The sequence below is a fragment of the Micromonospora sp. NPDC005254 genome, assembly GCF_042872525.1.
Taxonomy (GTDB): Bacteria; Actinomycetota; Actinomycetes; order Mycobacteriales; family Micromonosporaceae; genus Micromonospora.
Genome location: NZ_JBIAKM010000003.1, coordinates 546,726 through 571,667, shown reverse-complemented (window position 1 = coordinate 571,667; position 24,942 = coordinate 546,726). Strand labels below are relative to the sequence as shown.

Sequence of the window (24,942 nt, the reverse complement as noted above, 5' to 3'; positions counted from 1 at the left end):
ATGTCCACCCCCGCAACGGGCGCGGCCACGCTTGCGCCGCGCCGGTCGAGCCGGTTCGTTGCCTGGGTGCGCGCGTGGCGCGCCGGGCTGGTGCCGTACGACGAGGTCGCCGACGCCATCGCCGGCGACGAGGAGCACCTCGTTGCGGACGCCCCCGGCACCTGGACCGACGTCCCGCTCGGCGCCGCGCTGCCCACCCTGGCCAAGCTCTCCCCCGACGAGATCCGTCTGGTGCTGCCCGCGCCGGGCGACCCGCGGGGTCTGCCCGGTCCCGGGGACTTCGCCGGGGCGGCCCTGGTGGCGGGCGAGGCGGTGGTGGCCGGTGGGCTGGGTCTGATCCCGCAGGTGCGCAGCCACACGTCCGGCTCGGGGGACTGTTTCGAGACGGTGCTGTGGCGGGTGTACCCGCTGCCGGCCAACGCCCCGGCCGCCTCGCTGTCGCTGCCCGGCGCCGCCGAGGCGGAGGCCGAGCTGGCCGCCGCGCTGGCCGAGACCACCGCCGCGCTGACCCGGCTCGACGTGGCCCAGTGGCGGCCCGAGTTGGCCGGAGCGCTGGCCGCGCTGCGCCGCCCGGACGGCGCCACCGACCTGCCACCCGGCTTCGACCCGCGGGCCCGCCGGCTCTTCGCCCGGGCCGCGGTGCTCGACCGGGTGCTCGCGCTGGCCGGGCACGCCGCCCCCGGTGGCGCGATCAACAACTACGAGGCCCAGCAGCGCGACGCCGCGCTGCGCCCGCTCACCACGGCCTGCCGGCAGGCGCTGGTCGCCGCCTGCAACGCCCCGCTACGCCCCTGACCCACGCCGCCCGCGATCATCGCCCGCGCCGGGCATGATCGCGCTCGATCCAGGATGTCGTGGCCTCCGGCGCGCGCGTGACCACTACATCCATGTTCGAGCGCGATCATCAGCGCGCCGCTCGGTCAGACCTCGTCGAGCAGGTCGGCCACCGAGTTGATGATCCGGGACGGTCGGTACGGGTAGCGCTCCGCCTCGGTACGGCTGCTGATGCCGGTGAGCACCAGGATGGTCTCCAGCCCGGCCTCCAGACCACAGAGGATGTCGGTGTCCATCCGGTCGCCGATCATCGCGGTGGTCTCCGAGTGCGCGTTGATGGTGTTCAGCGCGGAGCGCATCATCATCGGATTGGGCTTGCCGACGAAGTACGGCTCCACCCCGGTCGCCTTGGAGATCATGGCGGCGACCGAGCCGGCGGCGGGCAGCGCGCCCTCCACCGACGGGCCGGTCACGTCGGGGTTGGTGCAGATGAACCGGGCCCCGTCGTTGATCAGCCGCACCGCCTTGGTGATCGCCTCGAAGCTGTAGGTGCGGGTCTCGCCGAGCACCACGTAGTCCGGGGCGAAGTCGGTGAGCACGTAGCCGACCGCGTGCAGCGCGGTGGTCAGGCCGGCCTCCCCGATGACGTACGCGGTGCCACCCGGCCGCTGGTCGGCGAGGAACTGGCCGGTGGCCAGGGCCGAAGACCAGATCGACTCCTCCGGCACGTCCAGACCCATCCGGCTCAACCGGGCCGTGAGGTCCCGCGGGGTGTAGATCGAGTTGTTGGTCAGCACCAGGAACGGCTTGCCGGAGGCGCGCAGCCGGTTGACGAACTCCGGTGCGCCGGGCACCGGCTGGCCCTCGTGCACGAGCACGCCGTCCATGTCGGTGAGCCAGCTCTGCACGGGCTTGCGGTCATGCATCGGTGCTCCCAGCGGGCGTCGGACGGCGGGTCGGTACGCAGCACACGGTCGGGCAGGTGTCCCACATCGGCAGCTCGCCGAGGCGACGACGCAGCTGCGCGCCGTCCGGGTCGGTCCGCTCGGTGACCAGCTCCCGGACCATGGTCACGAAGCGCGGGTCGGTGCCCGGGGTGCCGGCCCGGACGAAGTCCAGGCCGAGTTGCTTGGCCGTCTCCAGCGCCTCGGTGTCGAGGTCCCACACGACTTCCAGGTGGTCGGAGACGAACCCGATCGGGCTGACCACCACGCTGGTGGTGCCACCCTCGGCGAGGGTGCCCAGGTGGTCGTTGATGTCCGGGTCCAGCCACGGCACGTGCGGGGGGCCCGAACGGCTCTGCCAGACCAGGTCGTACGCCAGGTCGGGGGCGGCGGCAGCGGCCACCAGCGCGGCGGCCTCCCGCAGTTGCGCCTCGTACCGGCCGCCGTGCGGGCCGGCGTTGGCCGCCATCGAGGTGGGGATGGAGTGGGCGGTGAACACCAGCCGGGTGGTGTCCCGCAACGCCTGGTCGAGCTGGCCCAGCGCGGCACGGACGGCGTCGATGTGCGGCTCGATGAAACCGGGGTGGTCCCAGAACTGGCGGATCTTCTCGATCACCGGGGCGTCCGGGCCGACGGCGGCGCGGGCGGCGGCGATGTCCTCCTGGTACTGCCGGCAGGACGAGTAGCCGCCGTACGCGCTGGTGACGAAGGCCAGCGCCCGGGTCACCCCGTCGTCGCGCATCTGCGTCACGGTGTCGGCGAGCATCGGGTCCCAGTTGCGGTTGCCCCAGTAGATGGGCAGGTCGAGGCCGTGCGCGGCGAAGTCGGCCCGGACGGCGGCCAGCAGCTCGCGGTTCTGCTGGTTGATCGGGGACACCCCGCCGAAGTGCTGGTAGTGCTCGGCGACCTCGGCCAGCCGCTCGGGCGGCACGCCTCGGCCGCGGGTCACGTTCTGCAGGAACGGCATCACGTCCTCGGGCCGTTCGGGCCCGCCGAAGGACACCAGCACCACCGCGTCGTACGCCATGGGGTCATTCTCGCCCCTCGGCCGCGACGGCCCGGCGACGCCCCCTGGTCCGGACGCGTAGATCACGCGGACGGCGACCAGGGAGCGTCGCGGCGCAGCGTCAGGAACCGACGGCGTGGTAGCCGCCGTCGACGTGCACGATCTCGCCGGTGGTGGCCGGGAACCAGTCGGAGAGCAGCGCCAGGCAGGCCCGGGCGGCCGGCTCCTGGTCGGTGAGGCTCCAGCCCAGCGGAGCCCGCCCGGCCCAGGCCTCCTCGAACTGGTCGAAGCCGGGGATCGACTTCGCGGCGATGGTACGCAGCGGCCCGGCGGCCACCAGGTTGCTGCGGATGCCCTGCTTGCCCAGGTGCATGGCGAGGTAGCGGGACGCGGACTCCAGGCCGGCCTTGGCCACGCCCATCCAGTCGTAGACCGGCCACGCCTTCGTCGCGTCGAAGGTCAGGCCGACCACCGCGCCGCCGGCCGACATCAGCGGCAGCGCCGCCATGGCCAGCGACTTGTACGAGAAGGTGGAGACGTGCAGGGCGGTCGCCACGTCCTCCCAGGGGGCGTCGAGGAAGCCGCCGCCGAGGCAGCTCTGCGGGGCGAAGCCGATCGAGTGCACGACGCCGTCGAGACCGTCGACGTGCTCCCGTACCCGGTCGGCGAGGCTGGCCAGGTGCTCGGTGTTGGTCACGTCGACCTCGATCACCGGCGCGGGCTCGGGCAGCCGCTTGGCGATCCGCTCGACCAGGGAGAGCCGTCCGAAGCCGGTCAGCACGACCTGCGCGCCGTTCTCCTGGGCGAGTTTCGCCACCGAGAAGGCGATCGAAGCCTCGGTGATCACACCGGTGACGAGCAGCCGCTTACCGGCGAGCAGTCCGGACATGCAGGGTTTCCTCCGTACGTAGTCGAAGCGCTGGTCAGTGGCCCATGCCGAGGCCGCCGTCGACCGGGATCACGGCGCCGGAGACGTACCCGGCGCTGTCCGAGGCCAGCCAGGTGACCACGGCGGCCACCTCGTCCGGGCTGGCCATGCGGCCGGCCGGGATGGACTTGCGAATCTCCGCCTTGCGGTCGTCGCTGAGGCTGGCGGTCATGTCGGTGTCGATGAAGCCGGGCGCCACCACGTTCGCGGTGATGTTGCGGCTGCCCAACTCCCGGGTGATCGAGCGGGCCACGCCGACCAGGCCGGCCTTGCTGGCGGCGTAGTTGACCTGACCCGCGCCGCCGGAGAGACCCACCACCGAGGAGATGAAGATCATCCGGCCCCACTTGGCCCGCAGCATCTTGCCGGAGGCCCGCTTGGCGACCCGGAACGCGCCGGTGAGGTTGGTGTCCAGCACACCGGTGAACTGCTCCTCGGACATCCGCAGCAGCAGGGTGTCGTCGGTCATGCCGGCGTTGGCGACCACCACCTCGACCGGACCCAGCTCGGCCTCGACGGCGGTGAACGCCGCGTCGATCGAGGCCGCGTCGGTGACGTCGGCCCGCACGCCGAACAGCCCGTCGGGGGCATCGCCGCTGCGGTGGGTGACCGCCACCCGATCGCCCTGCTTGGCGAAGGCCTGCGCGATGGCCAGGCCGATCCCCCGGTTACCCCCGGTCACCAGCACGGTACGGGCCACGGTTCCTCCTTGCGAATGGTCAGCACGGACGCGTCGGAGCCTAGGCGTTACCGGCAGGTAAGCGCTAACGGGAGCCGCGTCACACCGTGGTACGACACCGGGATCAACCCCTGGTGGCACGCCCCGTGATGGGCTCTGCCCGTAGCCTCCGGGTGGTGAACCGGCAACCGATCGCCGTGGCCCTGCGGGCGTTGCGGCAGACCCTGTGGGGCCCGGACGCCCCGCCCGGTCGACCGCTGCTGGCCCGCTGGCCCCGGCTCGCCCGACCCGCCGCCCCGGTCGGGCTGCTCGCCGCGCTCGGCCTCTTCTGGATCACGCTCACCGTGGAGAGCAACTGGGGTCTGCCGGTTCCGATCGCGGTGCTGTTCGCGGCGCTGACCGTGGCGCCGCTGCTGGCGCTGCCCCGGCGTCCGCTGCTGGCCTGGCGGCTCACGGTGCTGGCCCTGCTGGTGTGCACGTTCAACGCGCCGGCCGACCTGCCCGGACCGTGGACGCCGCCGCTGGCGCTCGGCTCGGTCGCGGTGGTCGCGGTGGTCGTCGCGCGGGTCGACCGGCCGGTGCTGGCCTGGGTGGTGGCGATCACCGCGGTGCCGGTACTCACCCTGGTGCACGCCCAGAACCGGGCCGCCGTCCTGGCGCTGCTCGGCGCGCTGGCGATCGTCGGTGACCTGATCCGGCGCAACCGGCTGTCCCGGCGGGCGCTCGCCGCGCAGACCGAGCTGAGCGAGCGGGAGCAGGAGCGCCGCGCGGTGCTGGAGGAGCGCACCCGGATCGCCCGCGAGCTGCACGACGTGGTGGCCCACCACATGTCGCTGATCGCGGTGCAGGCCGAGACCGCGCCGTACCGGCTGACCGACGTGCCGGCGCCGGCCGCCGCCGAGTTCGCCGCCATCGCCGGCTCGGCCCGCGACGCGCTGACCGACATGCGGCGGCTGCTGGGGGTGCTGCGCAGCGAGGCCACCGGTCCGCAGACCGCTCCGCAGCCCGACCTGACCGACCTGGGCCCGATGGTGGACGCGGCCCGTCGCGCCGGGCTGCCGGTGACCCTGGACGTCGACCCGCTTGGCGACGGGCGGATGCCCGCGCCGGTCGGGCTGGCCGCGTACCGCATCGTGCAGGAGGGGCTGGCGAACGCGGCCCGGCACGCGGCCGGCGCCGCGGTGCGCGTCACCGTCCGCGCCCGCCAATCCGGTCTGGGAGTACGCGTCGAGAACTCCCCGACCGACGCCCGACCGACCGCCGACGGCAGCCCGGGGCACGGGCTGACCGGCATGCGGGAGCGGGCCACCTCACTGGGCGGTACGTTCACCGCCGGGCCGCTGCCCGACGGCGGTTACGCGGTGGCGGCCGAACTGCCGTACGAGCCGGAGAGCGGAGACGCATGATCAAGGTGCTGATCGCCGACGACCAGGCGATGGTCCGGCAGGGCTTCGGCGCGTTGCTCGCCGCCCAGCCGGACCTGCTCGTGGTGGGCGACGCCGCCGACGGCACGCAGGCCGTCGCCGCCGCCCGCCGGCTCGACCCGGACGTGGTGCTGATGGACGTGCGGATGCCGGTCATGGACGGGCTGGAGGCCACCCGCAAGCTGCTGGGCGACCGCTCGGCGCAGCGCCCCCGGGTGCTCATCCTCACGACGTTCGACCTGGACGACTACGTGTACGAGGCGCTGCGGGCCGGCGCCAGCGGATTCCTGCTCAAGGACGCGCCGGCGGCCGACCTGGTGCAGGCGGTGCGGGTGGTGGCGGCCGGGGACGCGCTGCTCGCCCCGGCGGTGACCCGCCGACTGATCGCCGAGTTCGCGGCCCGCCCGGACCGCCGCCGACCCCGCCCCACCGACCTGGCCGGGCTCACGCCCCGCGAGACCGAGGTGCTGCGGTTGATCGCCCGGGGGCGCAACAACGCGGAGATCGCCGGTGACCTGGTGGTGGCGGAGCAGACCGTCAAGACGCACGTGGGGCGGATCCTGGCCAAGCTGGGGCTGCGCGACCGGGCCCAGGCCGTGGTGCTGGCGTACGAGACGGGTCTGGTCGCCGCCGGCGAGTAGTCCCACAGGGCCAGCCGGGAAACGGCTCCCCGGGGCGACGCCAGCGACCCGTGTCACGGTGACGGCGCTCACCGCCCGGGGTGGCCTGGCCCTGCCCGGGCTGCACACCGCGCCGGACGGTCCGGCGTGGGTGCTGGCCCGGTTCTGCTGGCTGCCCCTGCTCGCCGCGGTGCTGGTCACCGTCGTGCGCACGGGCCGCCGACACGGGTCGGCGGACCGCCCGGACCGGTGGCGTCGGCCGGGCGGTGGAGCGGTTGCCGACCGGTCGGCCGAGTGCGTGCCGGCGCCGGCTCAGGTGTACGCTCATCGACGTTCCGGCCCGGCCGACTTGCAGGAGGTGATCGCTGTGCGAGATAGCGATCCTCCTAGTCGTGGCCGGGCCGATGGTCAGCCCCGCTGAGCCACGACTCAGTCTGGCGAGCTGACCCCGCTCCGCTCCCCCACCGCCTCGGCTGACGCCGGGGCGCGTGTGCCGCGCCGTCCGGTCACCGGACGGTCGCCGGGAGCCGCCCGGTCACGACTTCGTGTGCGCGTCCCCACCCCCTGCGGTCCGCCCCCCGCACGCGGACCGTCCAGCCGCCACTCGGAGCCGTCCATGAGCCGCTACGTCGCCCCGCTGGGCTTCACCCTCGCCGCCGTCTGGGTGGCCGTCGTCTTCGTCCTGGCCGGCGGCGGTCACTGACCACCGCCGGCCCGTTCTCTTTGCTGGCCGTTCGCTGCCTGTCTCTTCCCTGGCCGTCCGCTGCCCTGGCCGCCCTCAGAGCATCCGCGACGACCAGAGCAGGCTGAGCGCGCCGGCGCAGAGCGCCAGCAGCAGCGCCAACCCCGCGTACCACTGGGTCACCTCGCGCGGCTCGGTGCGGAACCCGATCGAGCTGCCCATGTCCTGGTAAACCTGCTTCAGCTCGCTCACCGAGGCCGCCTCGTAGAAGTAGCCCTCGGTGGTCTCGGCCAGCTCCGCGAGGGCGAGCCGGTCCACCGGCACCCGCTGGAGCTGCCCACCGATGTCGACCTGACCGGTGTCGGTGCCGAACGCGATGGTGGAGACCGGCACGTTGGCCGCCTGCGCGGCAGCCGCCGCCTCCTCCACCGACCGGCCGGAGGTGCGGAACCCGTCCGACAGCAGCACGATCCGCGCCGGTGGGATACCCGCCGCGCCGTCGGCCGGCACCGACCGGATCGCCTCCAGGCAGGTGAACACCGCCTCGCCCGTCGCGGTCGCCTCGGCCAGCACCAGCCCGTCGATCGCGGCGGTCACCGCGTCCCGGTCCTTGCCCGGCGGCACGAGCACGTTGGCCGCCTTGGCGAACGAGACGAGACCCAGGTTGTAGCTCTCCGGTAGCTCGCCCACGAACTGCTTGGCCGCCTCCTGCGCGGCCTCCAGCCGGTTCGGCGCCACGTCGTCGGCCTGCATGGACAGCGACACGTCGATGGCGAGCATCACCGTGGCCCGCTCCAGCGGCTCCTTGGTGTCCACCGCCGGACGGGCCAGCGCCGTGGCGAGCACCAGCAGGCAGAGCAGGAACGCGGTCGCCGGCACGTGCCGCCGCCAGCCCAGACCCTTCGGCGCGACGGTCCGCAGCAGGTCCACGTTGGTGAACCGCATCGCGTACGCCCGGCGGTGCAGCTGCCGCCAGATGTAGAACGCGGCGAGGGCGAGCACCGGCAGCACGGCCAGCAGCCACCACGGTTGCAGAAAACGGATCATCGTGTCGTCCCCCGGGTGCGGGCGTGCCGCTGCGCGGCCACGAAACGCACCATGTCCAGCAGCCAGTCTCGGTCGGTACGCAGACGCAGGTGGGCCGCGCTGGCGCCACGCAGCGCGGCGGCGATCGTGGCCCGTTGGGCGGCGGCGGCCTCGGCGTAGCGCTGCCGCAGCCGCGGGTCGGCGGTCTGCACCTCGTGCAGCTCACCGCTCTCCGGGTCGACCACCGGCAGCACCCCCACGTCGGGCAACTCCAGCTCGCGCGGGTCCACCACCTCGATCGCCAGCACGTCGTGCCGGACGCGCAGCTTGCGCATCGGCCGGGCCCACTGCTCGGTCGGCGCCAGGAAGTCCGAGACCACCACGGCCACCCCGCGCCGCCGGGGCGGGCGGTTGAGCATGTCGACCAGCGCGCCCAGATCGCCCCGGCCGGGCTGGATCGCGGTGCCGGCGACGGCCCGCAGCAGGCCCTGCGCCTCCTTGCGGCCGGAGCGGGCCGGCAGTCGGGTGAGCACCCCCGGCCCGACCGGCGGCGGGCCACCGCGCCACCGTCGCGCCGGTGCGGACGCGCCGCCACCGGTGCCGATCACCGCGCCGATCCGGTTGCCGCCGCGCACGGTCAGATGGGTGATGGCGGCAGCGGCGGCCACCACCACCTCCCGCTTGAGCCACTGCCCGGTGCCGAAGTCCAGGCTGGCCGAGAGGTCCAGGGCCAGCCACGTCTCCAACTCCCGGTCCGCGACCGTGCGCCGCACGTGCGGGGTCGTGGTCCGCGCGGTCACCGGCCAGTCCATCCGGCGTACGTCGTCACCGGGGCGGTACTCTCGCGACTCGCCCGCCTCGCTGCCGGGCCCCGGGAGCAGGCCGGCGTAGTCACCCTGGAGCAGACCATCGAGCTTGCGAGTGACCAGCAACTGGAGTCGGGACAGCACGGCCTCGCTGCGGTCGGGGGCGGGACGAGGGGTGGGTGAGGTCACGGCCGCTGCCCGGGCCAGCCGGCGCCCGGCGGCGGGGTACTCGGCGGCGGGGTGGCCTGCTGTCGGGGCGCGACGGCCGGGAGCGGGATGATCGACATCACCCGGTGCACGATGTGGTCGGCCGGCACGTCGTCGGCGAGCGCGTCGTAGCTGAGCACCAGCCGGTGGCGCAGGATGTCCGGGGCGATGTCCTGCACGTCCTGCGGCAGGGCGTAGTCGCGCCCGCGCAGCAGCGCCAGCGCGCGGGTGGCCCGGACCAGACCGAGCGAGGCGCGCGGGCTGGCCCCGTACTGGATCAGCTGGGCGACGTCCGGCATGCCGTGCTCGGCGGGTGCGCGGGTGGCCAGCACCAGGCGCACCGCGTAGTCGACCAGCGCGTTGTGCACGAAGACCTGGTCGGCCTTGCGTTGCAGGGCGATCAGCTCGGGGGTGTCGAAGACCGCCGTCGGCTCCGGGGCGGTCACGCCCATCCGGTAGACGATCTCCCGCTCCTCGGCGTCGGTCGGGTAGCCCACGACGATCTTCATGAGGAACCGGTCCCGCTGCGCCTCCGGCAGCGGGTAGACGCCCTCCTGCTCGATCGGGTTCTGGGTGGCCATCACCAGGAACGGATCGGGCACCCGGTGGCTCTCCCCGCCGATCGACACCTGGCGCTCGCTCATGACCTCCAGCAGCGCCGACTGCACCTTGGCCGGAGCGCGGTTGATCTCGTCGGCGAGCAGGAAGTTGACGAAGACCGGGCCCAGCTCGACGTCGAACTTCTCGCTCGACTGCCGGTAGATCCGGGTGCCCATGATGTCGGCCGGCACCAGGTCCGGGGTGAACTGCACCCGGGCGAAGGACCCGCCGACGACCTTGGCGAGGGTCTCCACGGCCAGGGTCTTGGCCACGCCGGGCACGCCTTCGAGCAGGCAGTGACCCCGGGCGAGCAGCGCGACGAACATCCGCTCGACCATCCGGTCCTGCCCGACGATCACCCGTTTGATCTCGAAGAGCGCCTTCTCCAGCAGGCTGGCGTCCTGCGCGGGTGTGGTCACCGGTGCGGGTGTGTCCGGTGCCGTCCCGTTCGGCGTCGGGGCGTCGGGCGTGGTCGGCTGGGCCACCGGTCCTCCACAGCGTTGGTCGGTCGTCGCGGCTGGTGCGGTATCAAGCCTCGCACGCCTTCCTGAGTGCCGAGGTGGGGAGAAGCCTATTTTCGCCGCCGGCGTCCAATGCCCGAATCGCGTGTCACGGGTGGACAGGGACCGGCCCGCCGTGTGTACGATTCACCCCGTCGCCGGGCGGCTCCCCCCGTGGCCGCCCGGCGCTCAAGCTTTCCGTCCGGCCGCCCTAGACTGGCCCGGATGAGCCTCCCCTCCCCTGCCGACGAGCCCCTGGTCTGCTCGGCCCGGGGCTGCCGCGCCCCCGCCGTCTGGGCGCTGGAGTGGAACAATCCGCGCCTGCACACCGCCGATCGGCGCAAGACCTGGCTGGCCTGCGCCGAGCACCGCGGCAGTCTCGGCGAATTCCTGAACGTTCGCGGCTTCCTTCGTGCCGTCACTCCGGTGCCCGGATCGCCTACCCTCGACACGTGAGCGAGCGCAGCGAGCGACCGATGAGGCACGGCAGCGGGGCGCTCCGCGCCGCCGACGGGCAGGGCGAGGCGGCGGCACACGGCGCACGGATCGTGCGGCGTCGCGGCGTGCGGAACGGCGCCCGCCGGTGAGCGCGGAGGACCGCGTCGACCGCCCGGCCTCCCCCGACCCCACCTCCCCGGCCAGTCCGCCGCCGCCCGGCGTCGCGCCGCCACCCGGCGCGTTCCCGGCGCCCGGCACACTCGGCCCGGACCCTTCCCCACCGGACGTGTCGTGGCCGGCCCCGCTGCCGCCGAGCGCCCTGCCCCCGCCCGGCGGGTACGACGCCGCATCGCCTCCGCGCGGCGGGTACGACGCCGGTCCGCCCCCGTCCGACCTGCCGTCGCCTGGTCTCCTGCCGTCGGGCACGGGCCCGGTGACCCACTCCGGTCCGCAGTCGTCGGGGCGAGGGCCGCTGGAGCCCTGGCCGGACACCGTCCGGTGGCAGCCGATCTCCACCAACCTGATCTGGGTGGAGCTGATCCGGCTCGGGGTCGTGGTGGCCATCGGCCTGGCGGTGACCGCGATCGGCTGGGCGCTGAGCGGCCACTGGCTGTTCGGGCTCGCCCTCGCCCTCGTGGTGGTGCTCGGCGCGTGGCGGGCCACGGCCATCGTCCGCGCGGTACGCGCCTGGGGCTACGCCGAGCGCGACGACGACCTGCTGGTGCGGCACGGGCTGCTGGTGCGGCGGTTGTCCATCGTCCCGTACTCCCGCATGCAGTTCGTCGACGTGAGCGCCGGTCCGCTGGAGCGCGCATTCGACCTGGCCACGGTGCAGCTGCACACGGCGGCGGCCGCCAGTGACGCGCGGGTGCCGGGGCTGCATCCGGCGGAGGCGTCCCGGCTGCGCGACCGGCTCACCGCGCTGGGCGAGGACCGGGCGGAGGGGCTGTGACCGCCCGCGCGGGTGACCGTCGGCGCCGCCGGGAGCCGGCCCGATGAGCGACGGTCCCGCCGAGCCGGACACCCGGCCTCCGCTGCCCGCCGGCAGCGCGCCTCCCGCCGGCGCACCGCCTGCCGCCGGCAGCGCGCCTCCTGCCGGCGCACCGCCTGCCGCCGGCAGCGCGCCTGCCGCCGGCGCACCGCACCCCGTTGGCCCGCCCACTCCGCCACATCCCGGTCCGCCTGCTCCGCCGTACCCCGCGGGACCGCCTGCTCCGCCGTACCCCGCGGGACCGCCTGGGGTGCCGTACCCCGCGGGGCCGTCTGGGGTGCCGCCCGGGGCGGTCTACCCCTGGCCGGCGTCGCCGGGCGGCGGTGACGGTGAGCCGCGGCAGCGGCTGCACCCGCTCAGCCCGCTGCTGCACGGCGCCAAGTCGCTGGTCGTGGTGATCGCGGGCTTGTCCTGGTCGACGCTGTCGCGGGTGGGCTTCGGCTGGTTCGCCGCCATGGTGGTGGTGCTGGCGCTCGGCGCAACCGTGCTGTCGGTGATCAGCTGGTACAACACCGGCTACCACGTGGTGGGCCGCGAACTGCGGGTGCACGAAGGGCTGCTCTGGCGGCGTACCCGCGCCATCCCGCTGGAGCGGTTGCAGGCCGTGGAGGTGGTCCGGCCGCTGCTCGCCCAGCTCACCGGCCTGGCCGAGCTGCGCCTGGAGGTGGTCGGCGGAGGCAAGACCGAGGCGCCGCTGGCGTACCTCGGAGTGGCCGACGCGGCCCGCCTGCGCGAGCGGCTGCTGACGCTCGCCGGGCGGACGACCCCGCCGCCCCCGCCCGGCGTCACCGCGTCTTTGACGGAACCCGGGACGCCGACGGCCGCGGCGGGACGACCGCTGCACGCGGTGCGCAACCAGAACCTGCTGGTCAGTCAGTTGCTCACCCCGCAGGCGTTCCTGCTCCCGTTCGGCGTGGCCTTCGTCGTGGTGCAGTTCGTCACCGCCGGGTCGTGGTCCTTCGTCGCGGTGGCGAGCACGCTGACCGCGATGGCCGGTGTGCTGCTGCAACCGATCCGCCGGGTGCTCGACGACTGGAACTTCCGACTGGCCCGCGACGGCGGCACCCTGCGGGTGCACAACGGCCTGCTGGAGACGCGCGCGCAGACCGTGCCGCTGGACCGGGTCCAGACCGTGCGGGCCACCTGGCCGCTGCTGTGGCGGGTCAACGACTGGCTGCGGCTGCGGTTGGAGGTGGCCGGCTACTCCGTGGCGGAGGCCGACGACCGCAACCGGCCGGACCGGCTGCTGCCGGTCGGCGACCTGCCGACCGCCACGATGATCGTCGCCGAGGTGCTGCCGGGCGTACGCCTGGACGCGCTGACGCTGAGCCCACCACCGCCCCGGACGCGCTGGCTGCACCCGCTCGGGCGCGGCGCGCTCGGGGCGGGTCTGTTCGAGCGGGTCTTCGCCACCCGGTCCGGGCTGCTCACCCGGCAGTTGGCGATCGTGCCGTACGCGCGGATCCAGAGCGTGCGGGTGGTGCAGGGGCCGGTGCAGCGCCGACTGGGGCTGGCGACCGTGTACGCGGACACCGCCGGCGGCTCAGGCGCGGCCGCCCAGGACCGGGACCTCACCGAGGCGTGGGCCCTGGCAGCCGAGCTGACCACCCGAGCAACCAAAGCCCGCCGCACGCCCTAACCCCACCCCACCCCTCCGGTGATCATGAAGTTATTGCCCCGACACGCCGAGCGGACGGCCAATAACTTCATGATCGACGGGGGCAGGGCAGGGGCGGGCGGGGCAGGGCGGGGTCGGTCAGTGGTCGGCGGGTATCGCTGGTTGGTCGCTTGGTGTGGGGTGTCTGTCGACTGATGGGTCGGGGGCGACCGTCTGCCCTGGTGGTTCGTCGGCGGCCCCCGCTCGGCGGGCCCGTAGCGCCGCCCAGCCACGCTCGGCCAGGCCGACGACCAGGTAGGTGAGCCCGACGTACGTCCAGCCCACCAGCACGTCGATCACGTAGTGCTCACCGGAGTAGACCAGGGTGAAGGTCATCGCCAGCGGGTACGCGAGCAGCAGCGGCCACCAGCGGCGACGGGTGGTGGTCAGGAAGAACAGCACCACGAACAGCGCCCACGCCGTGTGCAGAGACGGCATCGCGGCGACCGGGTTCGAGGCGATCTGGCCGGCGTTGAGCACGTTGCCGGCGCCGTGCATGCCGAACGCCTTCCAACCCCGGGTGGAGATCCGGGCGACCTCGGTGAGCAGGCCGTTCTGCGCCGCCCACCACGGCGGGGCGGCCGGGTACACGAAGTAGGTCACCAGGCCGGCGGCGCAGAGGAAACCCCAACGCCGCATGTACGCGGCCCAGCGGCGCCGGTCGCGCAGCCAGAGCACCGCGGCGGCGGTCAGCGCCACCACGAAGTGCGAGAAGTACACCCAGCTCGCCGCGACGTCCCACCAGTGCACCTGCGGGCGGTAGAGGTGCTCCTGCAACCAGATGGTGGGCACCTCCCCGCCGGTGGCCCAGCCGAACATGAACCGGTCGGCGACGATCAGCTCCATGGCGTGCGGGGTGGCCCCGTTGTCGGCGAACCCGCGCGAGAGGTTGTAGACGACGAACAGCAGCACCACCGGCACCCAGTCCCGGGCGAAGCGCAGGTGGCTGCGCCACGGCCGCTCGCTGTTCCAGGCGATGGTCGCCAGCCAGATCCACACGAAGGCGTACGCGGGGTCGGTGGGCAGCCCGATCGCCAGCCAGGCGGCGACGAAGGCGACCGCCCAGATCGTCATGGCGACGATGCGGCGACGGCCCCCGTCCGGGGACGCGGGCGGGTCGGTCCGGGCGGGGGGTTGGGGGTCAGTCACGACGGCCATCGCGGTCAAGGTTAACGACGGGTACGGCATCGACCGACGGGGACCACCCGGCGAAGCCGTGCACACGTGGACGGCGGTCGGTGTGCGGATCGTCGGGCGCGTGCGCGACGGGCTCGGCGAGCACCTAGGCTGACGACCATGCAGGAGCAGCCCGAGCCGGCCTTCGCGCCGGGTCTGACCGCCCAGGTCGAACTGACCGTCACCGACACGGACACCGCCCAGGCGGTCGGTTCGGGGGACGTACCGGTGCTGGGCACACCCCGGGTGCTCGCACTCGCCGAGGCGGCCACCGTCGCGGCCACGGCGGCCACGCTGCCGCCCGGGTCGACAACTGTCGGCACCCGGGTCGAGTTGGAGCACCTCGCGCCGACGGTGGTCGGGCGCACGGTACGGGCGCAGGCGCTGCTCGCGACGGTCGACGGTCGCCGGTTGTCGTTCGAGGTCACCGTCGCGGACGGCGACCAGACGGTGGCCCGGGGCCGGGTCGACCGGATCCTGGTGGACCGGCAACGCTTCGTCGACCGGGCCGGACGGTCGTCGTGAGCGCCGGGTTCAGCGAGGTCGCCGACCGGGTGTACGTGCTGCGCGAGCCCCTGCTGCGGGTCAACGTCACCCTGGTCGTCGGCGACGACGAGGCGCTGCTGGTGGACACGCTCTCCTCGGCCGGGCAGGCCACCGAGCTGGCCGCCGCCGTCGGGCGGGTCACCGACCGTCCGCTGACGCTTGTCAACACCCACCACCACTACGACCACTGCTTCGGCAACGCCGTCCTGGCCGGCGACCCACCCCGCCCGGTGTACGCGCACGAGCGGGCCGCCGCGGCCCTGCGCGACGAGCCGGAGCGGCTGCGCCGGGAGGCGTACGAGGAGGTGCGCACGGAGCACCCGGAGCTGGCAGCCGAGCTGGCCGACACCCCGCTGCTCGCTCCGACGCACACGGTGCACACCGAGACCGCACTCGACCTGGGTGGCCGGCGGGTGCTGCTGCGGCACCCGGGGCGCGGGCACACCGACGCCGACGTCGTGGTGCACGTGCCCGACGCGGACGTGCTCGTCGCCGGCGACCTGGTGGAGCAGAGCGGCCCGCCCGCCTTCGAGGACTCGTACCCCCTGCAGTGGCCGGACGCGGTCGCGGACCTGCTGCGGCTGACCACCGCGCGCACGGTGGTCGTGCCGGGCCACGGCGACCCGGTGGACGTCGGGTTCGTCCGCGCCCAGCACGCCGAACTGGCGCGACTGGCCTGGCTGATCCGCGCCGCGCACACCGGCGACGCGCCACCGGAGCGGGTGGCCGCCGAGGCGCCCTTTGGTGCCCGCGCCGCCCTGATCGCCGCCCGCCGCGGCTACAACGAGCTCAACGGCACGGTCTGACCCCCCACCCCGGCGCGGGTCAGGGTTCGAAGCGGCGCTCGACGTCGGTGCGGGTGGGCATGGCGGTGGCGCCGCCCGGGGATTCGCAGACGAGGCCCGCCACCCGCAGCGCGAAGGCCATCCGCTCGACCCAGCCCGCCGGGTCGTCGGGCTCGCCGTCGAGAAGCAGGTCGGCGATCAGCGCGGCCATGACCGAGTCGCCGGCGCCGGTGGCGTCGATGGCGTTGACCTTGGGGGCCCGCACCCGTACCGGATCCGCACCGGCGGCGGCCAGCACCGCGCCGGCCGCACCGAGCGTCACCACCACCGTGGCCGCGCCCAGCTCACGCAGGTACGCGGCCACCCCCTCGACCGGCTCGCGCGGGTAGAGCAGCGCGGCGTCGGCGGTGCTCAGCTTGACCAGGTGCGCGCCCGCGGCGAACTCGGCCACCACCTCGCGCAGCCCCTCCAGCGCGGCCGGCCCGTCGAGCAGGTGGGGGCGTACGTTCGGGTCGAAGACGCGCAGCCCGGCGGCGAGCGACCAGGCCCGGCGCGCGGCGGCCAGGGTGCGCGGTTGCACCAGCACGACCGAGCCGCAGTAGAGCACGTCCGCGCCCTCCAGCAGCGCCAGGTCCAGCTCGTCGGCGCCGAGCAGGCTGTAGGAGGGCGGCTCGCCGTAGAAGCGGAAGTCGGGTTCCGGCCCGTCGTACGTGACCACCGCGAGCGCGGTCGACGCCGGCACCGTGACCGCACCGGCGAGACCGACGCCGACATCGGTCAGGAAGCCGCGGATCCGCCCGCCCAGCACGTCGTCGCCGAGCGAGCCGACGAACTGCGCCGCACCGCCGAGCCGGGTCACCCCGACGGCGACGTTGAGCGGCCCACCGCCGATCGCCTGCCGGTAGACCCGTTCCCCGTCGCGCTCGGTGTCGAGCAGGTCGACGAGCGCCTCGCCGAACACCACCGCGTACCCCATCGAAGTCCCTTCGTCGTCAGCCGGCAGCGTCCCGGCGTGCCGCACGCCGGCCCGCCGAGGGAACGATCGGGCGGACATGGTCCGCTGGCACCAGGCTGGCACAACGGACGCCCTGCTGGGCGGCGAAGACGCGGTACCGGTGCGGCGTCAGCCCGGGTGGTGGATCGGCCCGTCGAGCGCGGACAGGGGCCGGCCGCTGCCGCCCCAGCGGGCGGCGACGATCTGCGCGGCGACGCTCACCGCGGTCTCCTCGGGCGTACGACCGCCGAGGTCCAGCCCGATCGGTGAGGCGAGCCGGTCGAGCTGCTCCGGGCTGAGCCCGGCCTCGCGCAGCAGCTTGTGCCGCTCGTCGTGGGTGCGCCGTGACCCCATCGCGCCGACGTACGCCAGCGGTTGGCGCAGGGCCAGCGCCAGCAGCGGCACGTCGAACTTCGGGTCGTGGGTGAGTACGCAGACGACGGTGCGCGCGTCGACCCGGCCGGCGTCGACCTCGGCCCGCAGGTAGCGGTGCGGCCACTGCACCACCACCTCGTGCGCGTCCGGGAAGCGCCGCCCGGTGGCGAAGACCGCCCGGGCGTCGCAGACGGTCACCTGGTAGCCGAGGAACGCGCCGATCCGGGCCACCGCGGCCGCGAAGTCGATCGCCCCGAAGACGATCATCCGGGGCGCGGTGGCGTACGCGGCCACGAAGAGGCTGAGGCCGGCGCCCCGGCGCTGCCCGTGGTAGCCGTACCGGAGCACGCCGCTGTGCCCGGCGGCGAGCAGTCCGAGCGCGTCGTCGGTCGCGGCGTCGTCCAGCCGGTCGTCGCCGAGCGAGCCGGTCACCTGCCCACCGGTCAGCACCAGCCGTCGGCCCAGTCGCCCCGCCGGGTCGGTCGGGGCCGCGCCCGGGGGGTCGCCGGCGTCGGCGGCCACGCAGGTGATGACCGCGGCCGGTTCGCCGGCCCGCCGCGCGGCGGCGACCGCGTCCAACTGCGCGAGGGCGCCGCCGTCGATCCGCTCCACGAACACGTCCAGCATCCCGCCGCAGGTCAGGCCCACGGCGTACGCCTCGTCGTCGCTGACGCCGTAGTGGACCAGCTCGGGTACGCCGGTGTCGAGCACGTGGCGGGCGCGCTCGTAGAGGTCGGCCTCGACGCAGCCGCCGGAGACGCTGCCGGTGACCGTGCCGTCGGCGGCCACGAGCATGGCGGCGCCGGGCGGCTGGGGCGCCGATCGCCAGGTGGCGACGACGGTGGCCAGGGCGACCGGCTCGCCGGCGCGGCAGCGGCGGTGCAGGTCGTCGAACACGTCGGACACGCGCTGCCGCCTCCTTCGTCTCGTCGCCGTCCGGTCCCGCCGTACGACCGACAGGGCGAGGTGCGCCGCCCCGACGCGGGAGATCTGCCCGGACGGCCGTCGTCGCCGTGGGGATGCAGACCATCACTATAGGAGAGATCCCGCCGATCCGATCCGGAGACGGGTGAGCCGACGACGGCACGACGGGCCGCGTCACCCGCGTTTTCACACATCGAGGATCGACTATTGCGTCGGCGACGGTCGCGTGGTGGGATGACGCGTACCGGGCGGTGCGAGGGCTGCCGCGCCGCCGGTTGCCGGGTTGGTTCGACGCGAGGGCACCGGTCCAGGACAGGACCGTTGATGGCGTGTGTCCGCTGGCCGCTCTTCGGCCGGGGCACGTCACTGTGATCGCCGCAACCGCCCGCACGGCGCTGCGACGACACCACAACCCCACCCGATTGCGGCGGGGCGGCTCGGGCGGCACGCCTCGCGAGTCAGGAGAACCCGTGAACCGTTCCCGTACGGCCGCGTTGCTCACCGCGGCCCTTACCCTCGCGCTGGGCGCCGTAGCCCTGGCGTCCAGTCCGCAACCGGCCGCCGCGCACGGCGCGGCGATGACGCCGGGCGCCCGGACCTACCTCTGCTGGCAGGACGGCCTCAGCCAGACCGGCGAGATCAAGCCGAACAACCCCGCGTGCGCCTCCGCGGTGGCGCAGAGCGGGACGAACTCGCTCTACAACTGGTTCAGCGTGCTGCGCTCGGACGCCGGTGGTCGCACCACCGGCTTCATTCCGGACGGGCAGCTGTGCAGTGGTGGCAACACCGGCTACCGGGGCTACGACCTGCCCCGCACCGACTGGCCGCTGACCCACCTGACCTCCGGCGCGCGACTGGACTTCCGGTACAGCAACTGGGCGCACCACCCGGGCACCTTCTACTTCTACGTCACCAAGGACAGCTGGAGCCCGACCCGGGCGCTGGCCTGGAGTGACCTGGAGGAGCAGCCGTTCCTGACGGTGACCAACCCGCCGCAGCGCGGCGGCGTCGGCACCAATGACGGTCACTACTACTTCAGCGGCAACCTGCCGTCGGGCAAGAGCGGCCGGCACATCATCTACTCCCGCTGGGTGCGCTCGGACTCGCAGGAGAACTTCTTCGGCTGCTCCGACGTGGCCTTCGACGGCGGCACCGGCCAGGTGACCGGTGTGGGTCCGGGCGGCTCGAACCCGCCCACCACCCCGCCGCCGACCACGGCTCCGCCCACCACGCCGCCGCCGACCACCCCGCCGCCGACCACGCCTCCGCCCACGACGCGGCCGCCGACCACCCCGCCGCCGACCACGCCGCCGCCGTCGACCGGTGACTGCATGGCCGTCTACAAGGTGACCAGCGCCTGGCAGGGCGGTTTCCAGGGCGAAGTCACGATCATGAACCACGGCAGTACGCCGTTCGCCGGCTGGACCGCGAGCTGGACCTGGCCCAACGGGCAGGTGATCAATCAGATCTGGAGCGCCACTCAGACGACGTCCGGCGCCTCGGTGACGGCGACGAACGTCTCGTACAACGGCACGGTCGCACCCGAGGGCACGACCACGTTCGGCTTCCTGGCCAGCAGCACAGGAACGAACGGCATCCCGACGGTGACCTGCGCGCGCCGCTGAGGTTCCCTGAAATGATCAAGAGGTTTGCGTCACCCGGAGTCACTCGGGTGACGCAAACCTCTTGATCGACAGGGTGGGGTCGCTGGATCAGCGGACCATGGAGCCGACCACCGGCTTCGTCAGCAGAGCCGACTGGTTGCGCTGGATGCCCGGGTCGAGCGTCTTGGCCACGAAGATGGCGTGCCAGATGCAGAAGATCAGCACCGTCCACACCTTGCGGGAGTGGTCGGCCTCCTCCCGCTTGTGCTCGTCGAGCAGCCGCAGCGCGTACGACAGGTCGAGCAGGTCACCCGCGCCCGAGGTGCTCAGCACGTGCCGGGCCCACTCGTACATCTCGCCGCGCAGCCAGACCCGGGTGGGCGTCGGGAAGCCCAGCTTCTTACGGTTGACGATCGCCGGCGGCACGACACCCTGCAACGCCTGACGCATCGCGTACTTGGTGGCGTCGGAGCGCGGCGGCAGCTTGAGATCCACCGGGATCTTCGCCGCGACGTCGAAGACCTCGCGGTCGAGGAACGGCACCCGCACCTCCAGCGAGTGCGACATCGAGATCCGGTCGGCCTTGACCAGGATGTCGCCGCGCAGCCAGGTGTAGAGGTCGACGTACTGCATCTTGGTGACGTCGTCCAGCTCGGTGCACTCGGCGTAGATCGGCGCGGTCACGTCCGTGTAGCGCACCGAGGGGTCGTAGCGGCGCAGCAGGTGCTGCTTCTCCTCCTCGGTGAACATCCGGGCGTTGCCGTAGTAGCGCTCCTCGATCGGGGTGGTGCCGCGCTCCAGGAAGCTCTTGCCCTTGACCCCCTGCGGGATCGCCTTGGAGACCGCCCGCAGGCCCTTCTGCACACCGCCGGGCAGGCCGTTGACGGTGCCGAGCGACAGCGGCTCCCGGTAGATCGTGTAACCGCCGAAGAACTCGTCGGCCCCCTCGCCGGAGAGCACCACCGTGACGTGCTCGGCGGCCTTCTTCGCCACGAAGTAGAGCGGCACCAGCGCCGGGTCCGCCACCGGGTCGTCGAGGTGCCAGACGATCTTCGGCAGCGCGTCGATCATGTCCTGCGGACCGATCTTGGTGGGGATGGTGGTGACGTCCAGGTGCCGGGCCGACTCCTGCGCGACGTCGATCTCCGAATATCCCGGCACGTCGTAGCCGACGGTGAAGGTGAGGATGTTCGGGTTGAACTCGCGGGCCAGCGCGACGACCGCTGTCGAGTCGATGCCGCTGGACAGGAACGACCCGACCGGCACGTCGGAGCGCATGTGCATGCGTACGCTCTCGCGCAGCGTCTCGCGGATCTCGTGGTAGAGCTTCTGCTCGTCGTCGACCGGCGCGGGCCGGAACACCGGCCGGTACCACCGGCGCACGTCGATCCGCCCGCCCGGGGACCAGGTCAGGTACTCCCCCGAGCCGATGCGGCTGATGCCCTTGTGCAGGGTGCCGGGCTCGGGAACGTACTGCAGCGTCAGGTAGTGGCTCAGGTTGGCCGCGTCGACACCTGCGTCGCCCTGGTAGTTGCTGTGCGCGAACGGCAGCAGCGCCTTCTTCTCCGACGCCAGGTAGAGGCCGTCGGCGGTCTCCAGGTAGTGCAGCGGCTTGATGCCGAAGTAGTCGCGGGCGCCGAACGCGCGCCGTTCCTGCCGGTCCCAGATGACGAAGGCGAACATGCCACGCAGGCGGGTGAGCACCTGCTCGCCCCAGTAGTGGTAGCCGGCGACGATCACCTCGCCGTCACCGGCCGTCGCGAACTGCGCGCCGAAGTTCCGGACCAGCTCGTCGCGCAGCTCGATGTAGTTGTAGATCTCACCGTTGAAGGTGAGCAGATAACGGCCGTTCGCGTAGGGCAGCGGCTCGTGACTCGACGCGACGTCGATGATGGCGAGCCGCTTGTGGGCGAACACGCCGTCCGCGTACCGGCCGGAGGCGTCGCCGACCACCTCGACCCCTGTCTCGTCGGGGCCGCGGTGGTGCAGGCATTCCAATGCTCCGGCGATGTGGTCGCGGTGCGCGGCGGCGTTGCCGTTCGCGCTGAAGAAGGCCAGGAGTCCGCACATGGTGGTCATCTTTCCACGCGGTCCGTCGGCCCGTCGCAGCCGTCCGTCGATCCGGAGCGCTCCCGGCCGCCACCAACACGAACCGGGCACGCGGTACCGTCGGGACCAGCAACGACGCGGAGGGAGCGGCGCAATGACCGAGGAACGCACCGACGGTACGCCGACAGACGGCACGGAATCGCACGATCCGGACTTTCCGGAGGCGTTCCTGTCCTTCATGCGGCAGGGCTGGCGGGACACCGAACTCCCGGTCATGCCCCGTCCCGAGGCACCCAACTACGCCAAGCGCCGCGCCGCGCTCTCGGCGGCGTTCCCCGGCGAGACACTGGTCATCCCGACCGGCGGCGAGAAGGTCCGCGCCAACGACACCACCTACCCGTTCCGGCCGGGCAGCGACTTCGCCTACCTGACCGGCGACCACGACCCGGACAGCGTGCTGGTGCTGCGCCCGAACGGCTCGGGGCACGACGCGACGCTGTTCATGCGGCCCCGCTCGTCCCGGGAGACCGACGAGTTCTTCCGCAGCCGGCACGGCGAACTGTGGGTCGGCCGGCGACACACCCTCGGCGAGAAGTCCACCGAGCTGGGCATACCCACCGCCGACCTGAGCGGCCTGGAGGCGGCGCTGGCCGACCTGGCACCCGGTCGCACCCGGGTGCTGCGCGGGTTCGACGCCCAGGTCGACGCGGCCGTCCGCCCGTACGACGGGGTCCGCGCCGAGGGGCAGCCGCCCCGCGACCGGGAGCTGGCGATCGCCATCTCGGAGCAGAAGCTGGTCAAGGACGAGTGGGAGATCGGCCAGCTTCAGGACGCCGTCGACGCCACGGTGCGCGGCTTCGAGGACGTGGCCCGGATCCTCCCCGCCGCCCGCGCCGTCTCGGAGCGACTGCTGGAGGGGATCTTCGCGCTGCGCGCCCGCCACGACGGCAACGACGTCGGGTACGGCTCGATCGTCGGCGCCGGCGAGCACGCCACGATCCTGCACTGGGTGCACAACCACGGCACCACCCGTCCGGGTGACCTGCTGCTGATGGACATGGGCGTCGAGGGGCACAACCTCTACACCGCCGACGTCACCCGGGTGTTGCCGGTCGACGGCCGGTTCACCCCATTGCAGCGCCAGGTCTACGACGCCGTGTACGCCGCGCAGCAGGCCGGCATCGACATCATCAAGCCCGGCGTGGCGTTCAAGGACGTCCACCTGACCGCCATGCGGGTCCTCGCCGAGGCGCTCAAGGACCTCGGGCTGCTCCCGGTGAGCGTGGACGAGGCGATGGACCCGGCCTCGACGGTCTACCGCCGGTGGACGCTGCACGGCACCAGCCACATGCTCGGCATCGACGTGCACGACTGCGCCAACGCCCGCAAGGAGCACTACCGCGACGGCGCGCTCGGCGAGGGCTATGTGCTGACCGTCGAGCCGGGGCTGTACTTCCAGCCGGAGGACGAGCTGGTCCCCGAGGAGCTGCGCGGCACCGGCGTGCGGATCGAGGACGACATCCTGGTCACCGCGACCGGCGCGGTGAACCTCTCGGCCGGCCTGCCGCGCCGCTCCGACGAGGTGGAGACCTGGCTGGCCGAGCAGCGCGAGGCGGGTCCGCGCCTGCCCGGCTGACCCGGTACGACCCCCGGCGGGCCCCGCCCCCGGTGCCAGCGACGTTTTCCGTCGTCCTGACACCGGTGGCGGGGCCCGTCGCTGTTTGCGCTGCCCAGGGCCTTTCTTCACGCCCTGCGCCCCGGTGTACCCACCCGACCGACGTGAGGCGAATGCGGGCTTTTTTCGGATAAGTCCGCCTCGCGAGGATCCTTCTCATACGGTGTGGATAACAGGCTGCAACCCATTTGTAGCTGCTCGTGCCGCTCAAGTGGTACGAGCCCGTCTGGTAGCAGGAAAGGGCGGAAGGCTCTGATGTCCAACGACGTAACGACTCCCGACGGCGGGGCCCCAGCGGCCGCGCCGTCGACTAGGCGACGCAAGCTGTGGGTCGCCACCGGCGTGGCCGGCCTGACCGGCGTCGTCGGTCTGGCGGCACTGGGCGGGCTGGCTGCCCGTGACCACAAGCCCGACGACGCACAGCGGGCCAGCGACTCGCAGGCGGCGCCGAAGCAGAACGTCAGCGATGCCGGCCAGGCCGAAGGCCAGGACGACGGTAAGGACCGGGATGAGCGTGGCAAGGACCGGGATGAGCGTGGCAAGGACCGGGATGAGCGTGGCAAGGACCGGGATGAGCGTGGCAAGGACCGGGACGGGCGTGGCGAGGACCGGGATGAGCACGGCAGGGTGCGGGAGGTGCCTTGTGACGATGAGAAGCTGATCGAGGCGATCGATCTGGCGAACCGGGACCAGGGCGGCACGTTGAAGCTGGCCCCGCACTGCACCTACGAGTTGAGCTTCGCCGACAAGAAGTCCGGTACGGGTCTGCCGACGATCCGGCAGGAGATCACGATCAAGGGCAACGACGCGACGATCAAGCGGGACTCCGAGGACGCGTTCCGGATCTTCCGGGTCGCCGACGGCGGCGACCTGACCCTGAAGGACCTCACCGTCAAGGACGGCAACGCCGCCGAGTTCAAGTACGGCGCGCCGCAGGGCCCCGGCGGTCCCCAGGGCCCCGGCGGTCCCCAGGGCCCCGGCGGTCCCCAGGGCCCCGGCGGTCCCCAGGGCCCCGGCGGACCGCAGGGCCCCGGCGGACCGCAGGGCCCCGGCGGTCCGCAGGTTGCCGATGCGCCGCAGGCTGCGGATGTGCCGCAGGCTGCCGACGTTCCTTCGGCGGCCCCGGAGAAGCCCGCGCCGCCGATGAAGAAGGACGGCGATGCCGACGGCGGTGCGCTGCTGGTCGAGCGCGGCGGCAGCGCCCACCTGGAGAAGGTCGAACTGACCCGCAACAACGCCGAAGGCAACGGCGGCGCCATCGCCAACTTCGGCCGGGTCGACCTCGACGACAGCGAGGTCGAGAACAACCACGCCCGGGAGAACGGCGGCGGCATTTTCAACGTCGGCGTACTCAAGGTCAAGGGGTCCTCCGACGACAAGGACTGGTCCTCCCACGGCCAGGGCGGGTCCGCCGACGGCAAGGCCGACGGCAAGGCCGACGGCAAGGCCGACGGCAAGAACGAGTTCTCCCACGAGCGGGATCACGAGTCCCGCATCACCAACAACACCGCAGGTGACAACGGCGGCGGCAT

General features: G+C 73.2%; 24 protein-coding genes and 1 pseudogene. 14 read left to right on the top strand and 11 right to left on the bottom strand.

What is annotated here, in order from left to right:
* Positions 1-795 (top strand): hypothetical protein, encoded by a 795-nt coding sequence (locus ACFYPR_RS12330; protein WP_039908695.1) that lies wholly within the window; start codon positions 1-3, stop codon positions 793-795.
* 125 nt (positions 796-920) lie between these two features.
* Here ACFYPR_RS12330 and ACFYPR_RS12325 read toward each other — a convergent pair whose 3' ends face one another.
* From ACFYPR_RS12325 to fabG, 4 genes are all read right to left on the bottom strand, one after another.
* Entirely contained in the window at positions 921-1,700 is a 780-nt protein-coding gene (locus tag ACFYPR_RS12325) for an HAD-IIA family hydrolase (protein WP_354861708.1), read from the bottom strand.
* Positions 1,693-2,745, bottom strand: coding sequence for a ferrochelatase (locus tag ACFYPR_RS12320; RefSeq protein ID WP_354861706.1), 1,053 nt, complete (start codon positions 2,743-2,745; stop codon positions 1,693-1,695). Before ACFYPR_RS12320 ends, ACFYPR_RS12325 begins: the two co-directional genes overlap by 8 nt.
* Positions 2,746-2,845: 100 nt before the next feature.
* The gene (fabI, locus tag ACFYPR_RS12315) at positions 2,846-3,613 is read right to left on the bottom strand and encodes an enoyl-ACP reductase FabI (protein WP_355067142.1); all 768 of its coding nucleotides are present in this window, start codon (positions 3,611-3,613) and stop codon (positions 2,846-2,848) included.
* A 34-nt stretch (positions 3,614-3,647) separates the two neighbouring features.
* Positions 3,648-4,352, bottom strand: coding sequence for a 3-oxoacyl-ACP reductase FabG (fabG, locus tag ACFYPR_RS12310; RefSeq protein ID WP_354861702.1), 705 nt, complete (start codon positions 4,350-4,352; stop codon positions 3,648-3,650).
* A gap of 155 nt (positions 4,353-4,507) precedes the next feature.
* On the opposite strand from fabG, the gene ACFYPR_RS12305 reads away from it, so the two are divergent.
* The 4 genes from ACFYPR_RS12305 (at position 4,508) to ACFYPR_RS12290 (ending at position 7,078) form a co-directional block, all read left to right on the top strand.
* Complete coding sequence (locus ACFYPR_RS12305; protein ID WP_387259808.1) at positions 4,508-5,737, top strand: sensor histidine kinase; 1,230 nt, start codon at positions 4,508-4,510, stop codon at positions 5,735-5,737.
* Complete coding sequence (locus ACFYPR_RS12300; protein ID WP_387259806.1) at positions 5,734-6,396, top strand: response regulator; 663 nt, start codon at positions 5,734-5,736, stop codon at positions 6,394-6,396. Before ACFYPR_RS12305 ends, ACFYPR_RS12300 begins: the two co-directional genes overlap by 4 nt.
* 58 nt (positions 6,397-6,454) lie before the next feature.
* Positions 6,455-6,796: a hypothetical protein gene (locus ACFYPR_RS12295; RefSeq protein WP_355067140.1), complete on the top strand. Its 342-nt coding sequence runs from the start codon at positions 6,455-6,457 to the stop codon at positions 6,794-6,796.
* A 126-nt stretch (positions 6,797-6,922) separates the two neighbouring features.
* Positions 6,923-7,078 carry a hypothetical protein gene (locus tag ACFYPR_RS12290; protein WP_354861697.1) on the top strand — a complete coding sequence of 52 codons (156 nt, stop codon included), beginning with the start codon at positions 6,923-6,925 and terminating at the stop codon, positions 7,076-7,078.
* Positions 7,079-7,153: 75 nt separating this feature from the next.
* Here the strand turns inward: ACFYPR_RS12290 and ACFYPR_RS12285 are convergent, their stop codons facing one another.
* Genes ACFYPR_RS12285 through ACFYPR_RS12275 form a run of 3 tightly spaced genes read right to left on the bottom strand, consistent with a single transcriptional unit; the run spans position 7,154 to position 10,181 of the window.
* Positions 7,154-8,104 (bottom strand): VWA domain-containing protein, encoded by a 951-nt coding sequence (locus ACFYPR_RS12285; protein ID WP_354861695.1) that lies wholly within the window; start codon positions 8,102-8,104, stop codon positions 7,154-7,156.
* Positions 8,101-9,096, bottom strand: a complete 996-nt coding sequence (locus ACFYPR_RS12280; RefSeq protein ID WP_387260008.1) for a DUF58 domain-containing protein — start codon at positions 9,094-9,096, stop codon at positions 8,101-8,103. Before ACFYPR_RS12280 ends, ACFYPR_RS12285 begins: the two co-directional genes overlap by 4 nt.
* Positions 9,075-10,181 carry an AAA family ATPase gene (locus ACFYPR_RS12275; protein WP_387259804.1) on the bottom strand — a complete coding sequence of 369 codons (1,107 nt, stop codon included), beginning with the start codon at positions 10,179-10,181 and terminating at the stop codon, positions 9,075-9,077. Before ACFYPR_RS12275 ends, ACFYPR_RS12280 begins: the two co-directional genes overlap by 22 nt.
* A 240-nt stretch (positions 10,182-10,421) precedes the next feature.
* Between ACFYPR_RS12275 and ACFYPR_RS12270 the strand changes: the two genes are divergently transcribed.
* The 4 genes from ACFYPR_RS12270 (at position 10,422) to ACFYPR_RS12255 (ending at position 13,264) form a co-directional block, all read left to right on the top strand.
* Complete coding sequence (locus ACFYPR_RS12270; RefSeq protein WP_354861692.1) at positions 10,422-10,652, top strand: hypothetical protein; 231 nt, start codon at positions 10,422-10,424, stop codon at positions 10,650-10,652.
* Complete coding sequence (locus tag ACFYPR_RS12265; RefSeq protein WP_354861690.1) at positions 10,649-10,783, top strand: hypothetical protein; 135 nt, start codon at positions 10,649-10,651, stop codon at positions 10,781-10,783. Before ACFYPR_RS12270 ends, ACFYPR_RS12265 begins: the two co-directional genes overlap by 4 nt.
* Positions 10,784-10,953: 170 nt before the next feature.
* Positions 10,954-11,586 carry a PH domain-containing protein gene (locus ACFYPR_RS12260; RefSeq protein WP_387260005.1) on the top strand — a complete coding sequence of 211 codons (633 nt, stop codon included), beginning with the start codon at positions 10,954-10,956 and terminating at the stop codon, positions 11,584-11,586.
* 43 nt (positions 11,587-11,629) lie between these two features.
* The gene (locus ACFYPR_RS12255) at positions 11,630-13,264 is read left to right on the top strand and encodes a PH domain-containing protein (protein ID WP_387259801.1); all 1,635 of its coding nucleotides are present in this window, start codon (positions 11,630-11,632) and stop codon (positions 13,262-13,264) included.
* 117 nt (positions 13,265-13,381) lie between these two features.
* Here ACFYPR_RS12255 and ACFYPR_RS12250 read toward each other — a convergent pair whose 3' ends face one another.
* Entirely contained in the window at positions 13,382-14,440 is a 1,059-nt protein-coding gene (locus ACFYPR_RS12250) for a phosphatase PAP2 family protein (protein ID WP_387259798.1), read from the bottom strand.
* Positions 14,441-14,578: 138 nt separating this feature from the next.
* Between ACFYPR_RS12250 and ACFYPR_RS12245 the strand changes: the two genes are divergently transcribed.
* Both ACFYPR_RS12245 and ACFYPR_RS12240 read left to right on the top strand, forming a co-directional pair.
* A complete protein-coding gene (locus ACFYPR_RS12245; protein ID WP_354862978.1) occupies positions 14,579-14,983 on the top strand; it encodes a hotdog domain-containing protein in 405 nt (134 codons plus the stop codon).
* Positions 14,980-15,810: an MBL fold metallo-hydrolase gene (locus ACFYPR_RS12240; RefSeq protein ID WP_355067137.1), complete on the top strand. Its 831-nt coding sequence runs from the start codon at positions 14,980-14,982 to the stop codon at positions 15,808-15,810. Before ACFYPR_RS12245 ends, ACFYPR_RS12240 begins: the two co-directional genes overlap by 4 nt.
* A gap of 19 nt (positions 15,811-15,829) precedes the next feature.
* Here the strand turns inward: ACFYPR_RS12240 and ACFYPR_RS12235 are convergent, their stop codons facing one another.
* The gene (locus ACFYPR_RS12235) at positions 15,830-16,765 is read right to left on the bottom strand and encodes a carbohydrate kinase (protein WP_387260003.1); all 936 of its coding nucleotides are present in this window, start codon (positions 16,763-16,765) and stop codon (positions 15,830-15,832) included.
* Positions 16,766-16,912: 147 nt separating this feature from the next.
* Positions 16,913-18,064 (bottom strand): XdhC family protein, encoded by a 1,152-nt coding sequence (locus tag ACFYPR_RS12230; RefSeq protein WP_355139360.1) that lies wholly within the window; start codon positions 18,062-18,064, stop codon positions 16,913-16,915.
* 488 nt (positions 18,065-18,552) lie between these two features.
* Here ACFYPR_RS12230 and ACFYPR_RS12225 point away from each other — a divergent pair, with 488 nt between their 5' ends.
* Positions 18,553-19,707, top strand: coding sequence for a lytic polysaccharide monooxygenase (locus ACFYPR_RS12225; RefSeq protein WP_387259795.1), 1,155 nt, complete (start codon positions 18,553-18,555; stop codon positions 19,705-19,707).
* Positions 19,708-19,794: 87 nt separating this feature from the next.
* On the opposite strand, the gene asnB is transcribed toward ACFYPR_RS12225, so the two are convergent.
* Entirely contained in the window at positions 19,795-21,756 is a 1,962-nt protein-coding gene (gene asnB / locus ACFYPR_RS12220; RefSeq protein WP_354863278.1) for an asparagine synthase (glutamine-hydrolyzing), read from the bottom strand.
* Between the two features lie 133 nt (positions 21,757-21,889).
* Between asnB and ACFYPR_RS12215 the strand changes: the two genes are divergently transcribed.
* Both ACFYPR_RS12215 and ACFYPR_RS12210 read left to right on the top strand, forming a co-directional pair.
* Entirely contained in the window at positions 21,890-23,371 is a 1,482-nt protein-coding gene (locus ACFYPR_RS12215; protein WP_387259792.1) for an aminopeptidase P family protein, read from the top strand.
* A 381-nt stretch (positions 23,372-23,752) separates the two neighbouring features.
* A pseudogene (locus ACFYPR_RS12210) lies at positions 23,753-24,942 on the top strand (hypothetical protein); the annotation flags it as partial.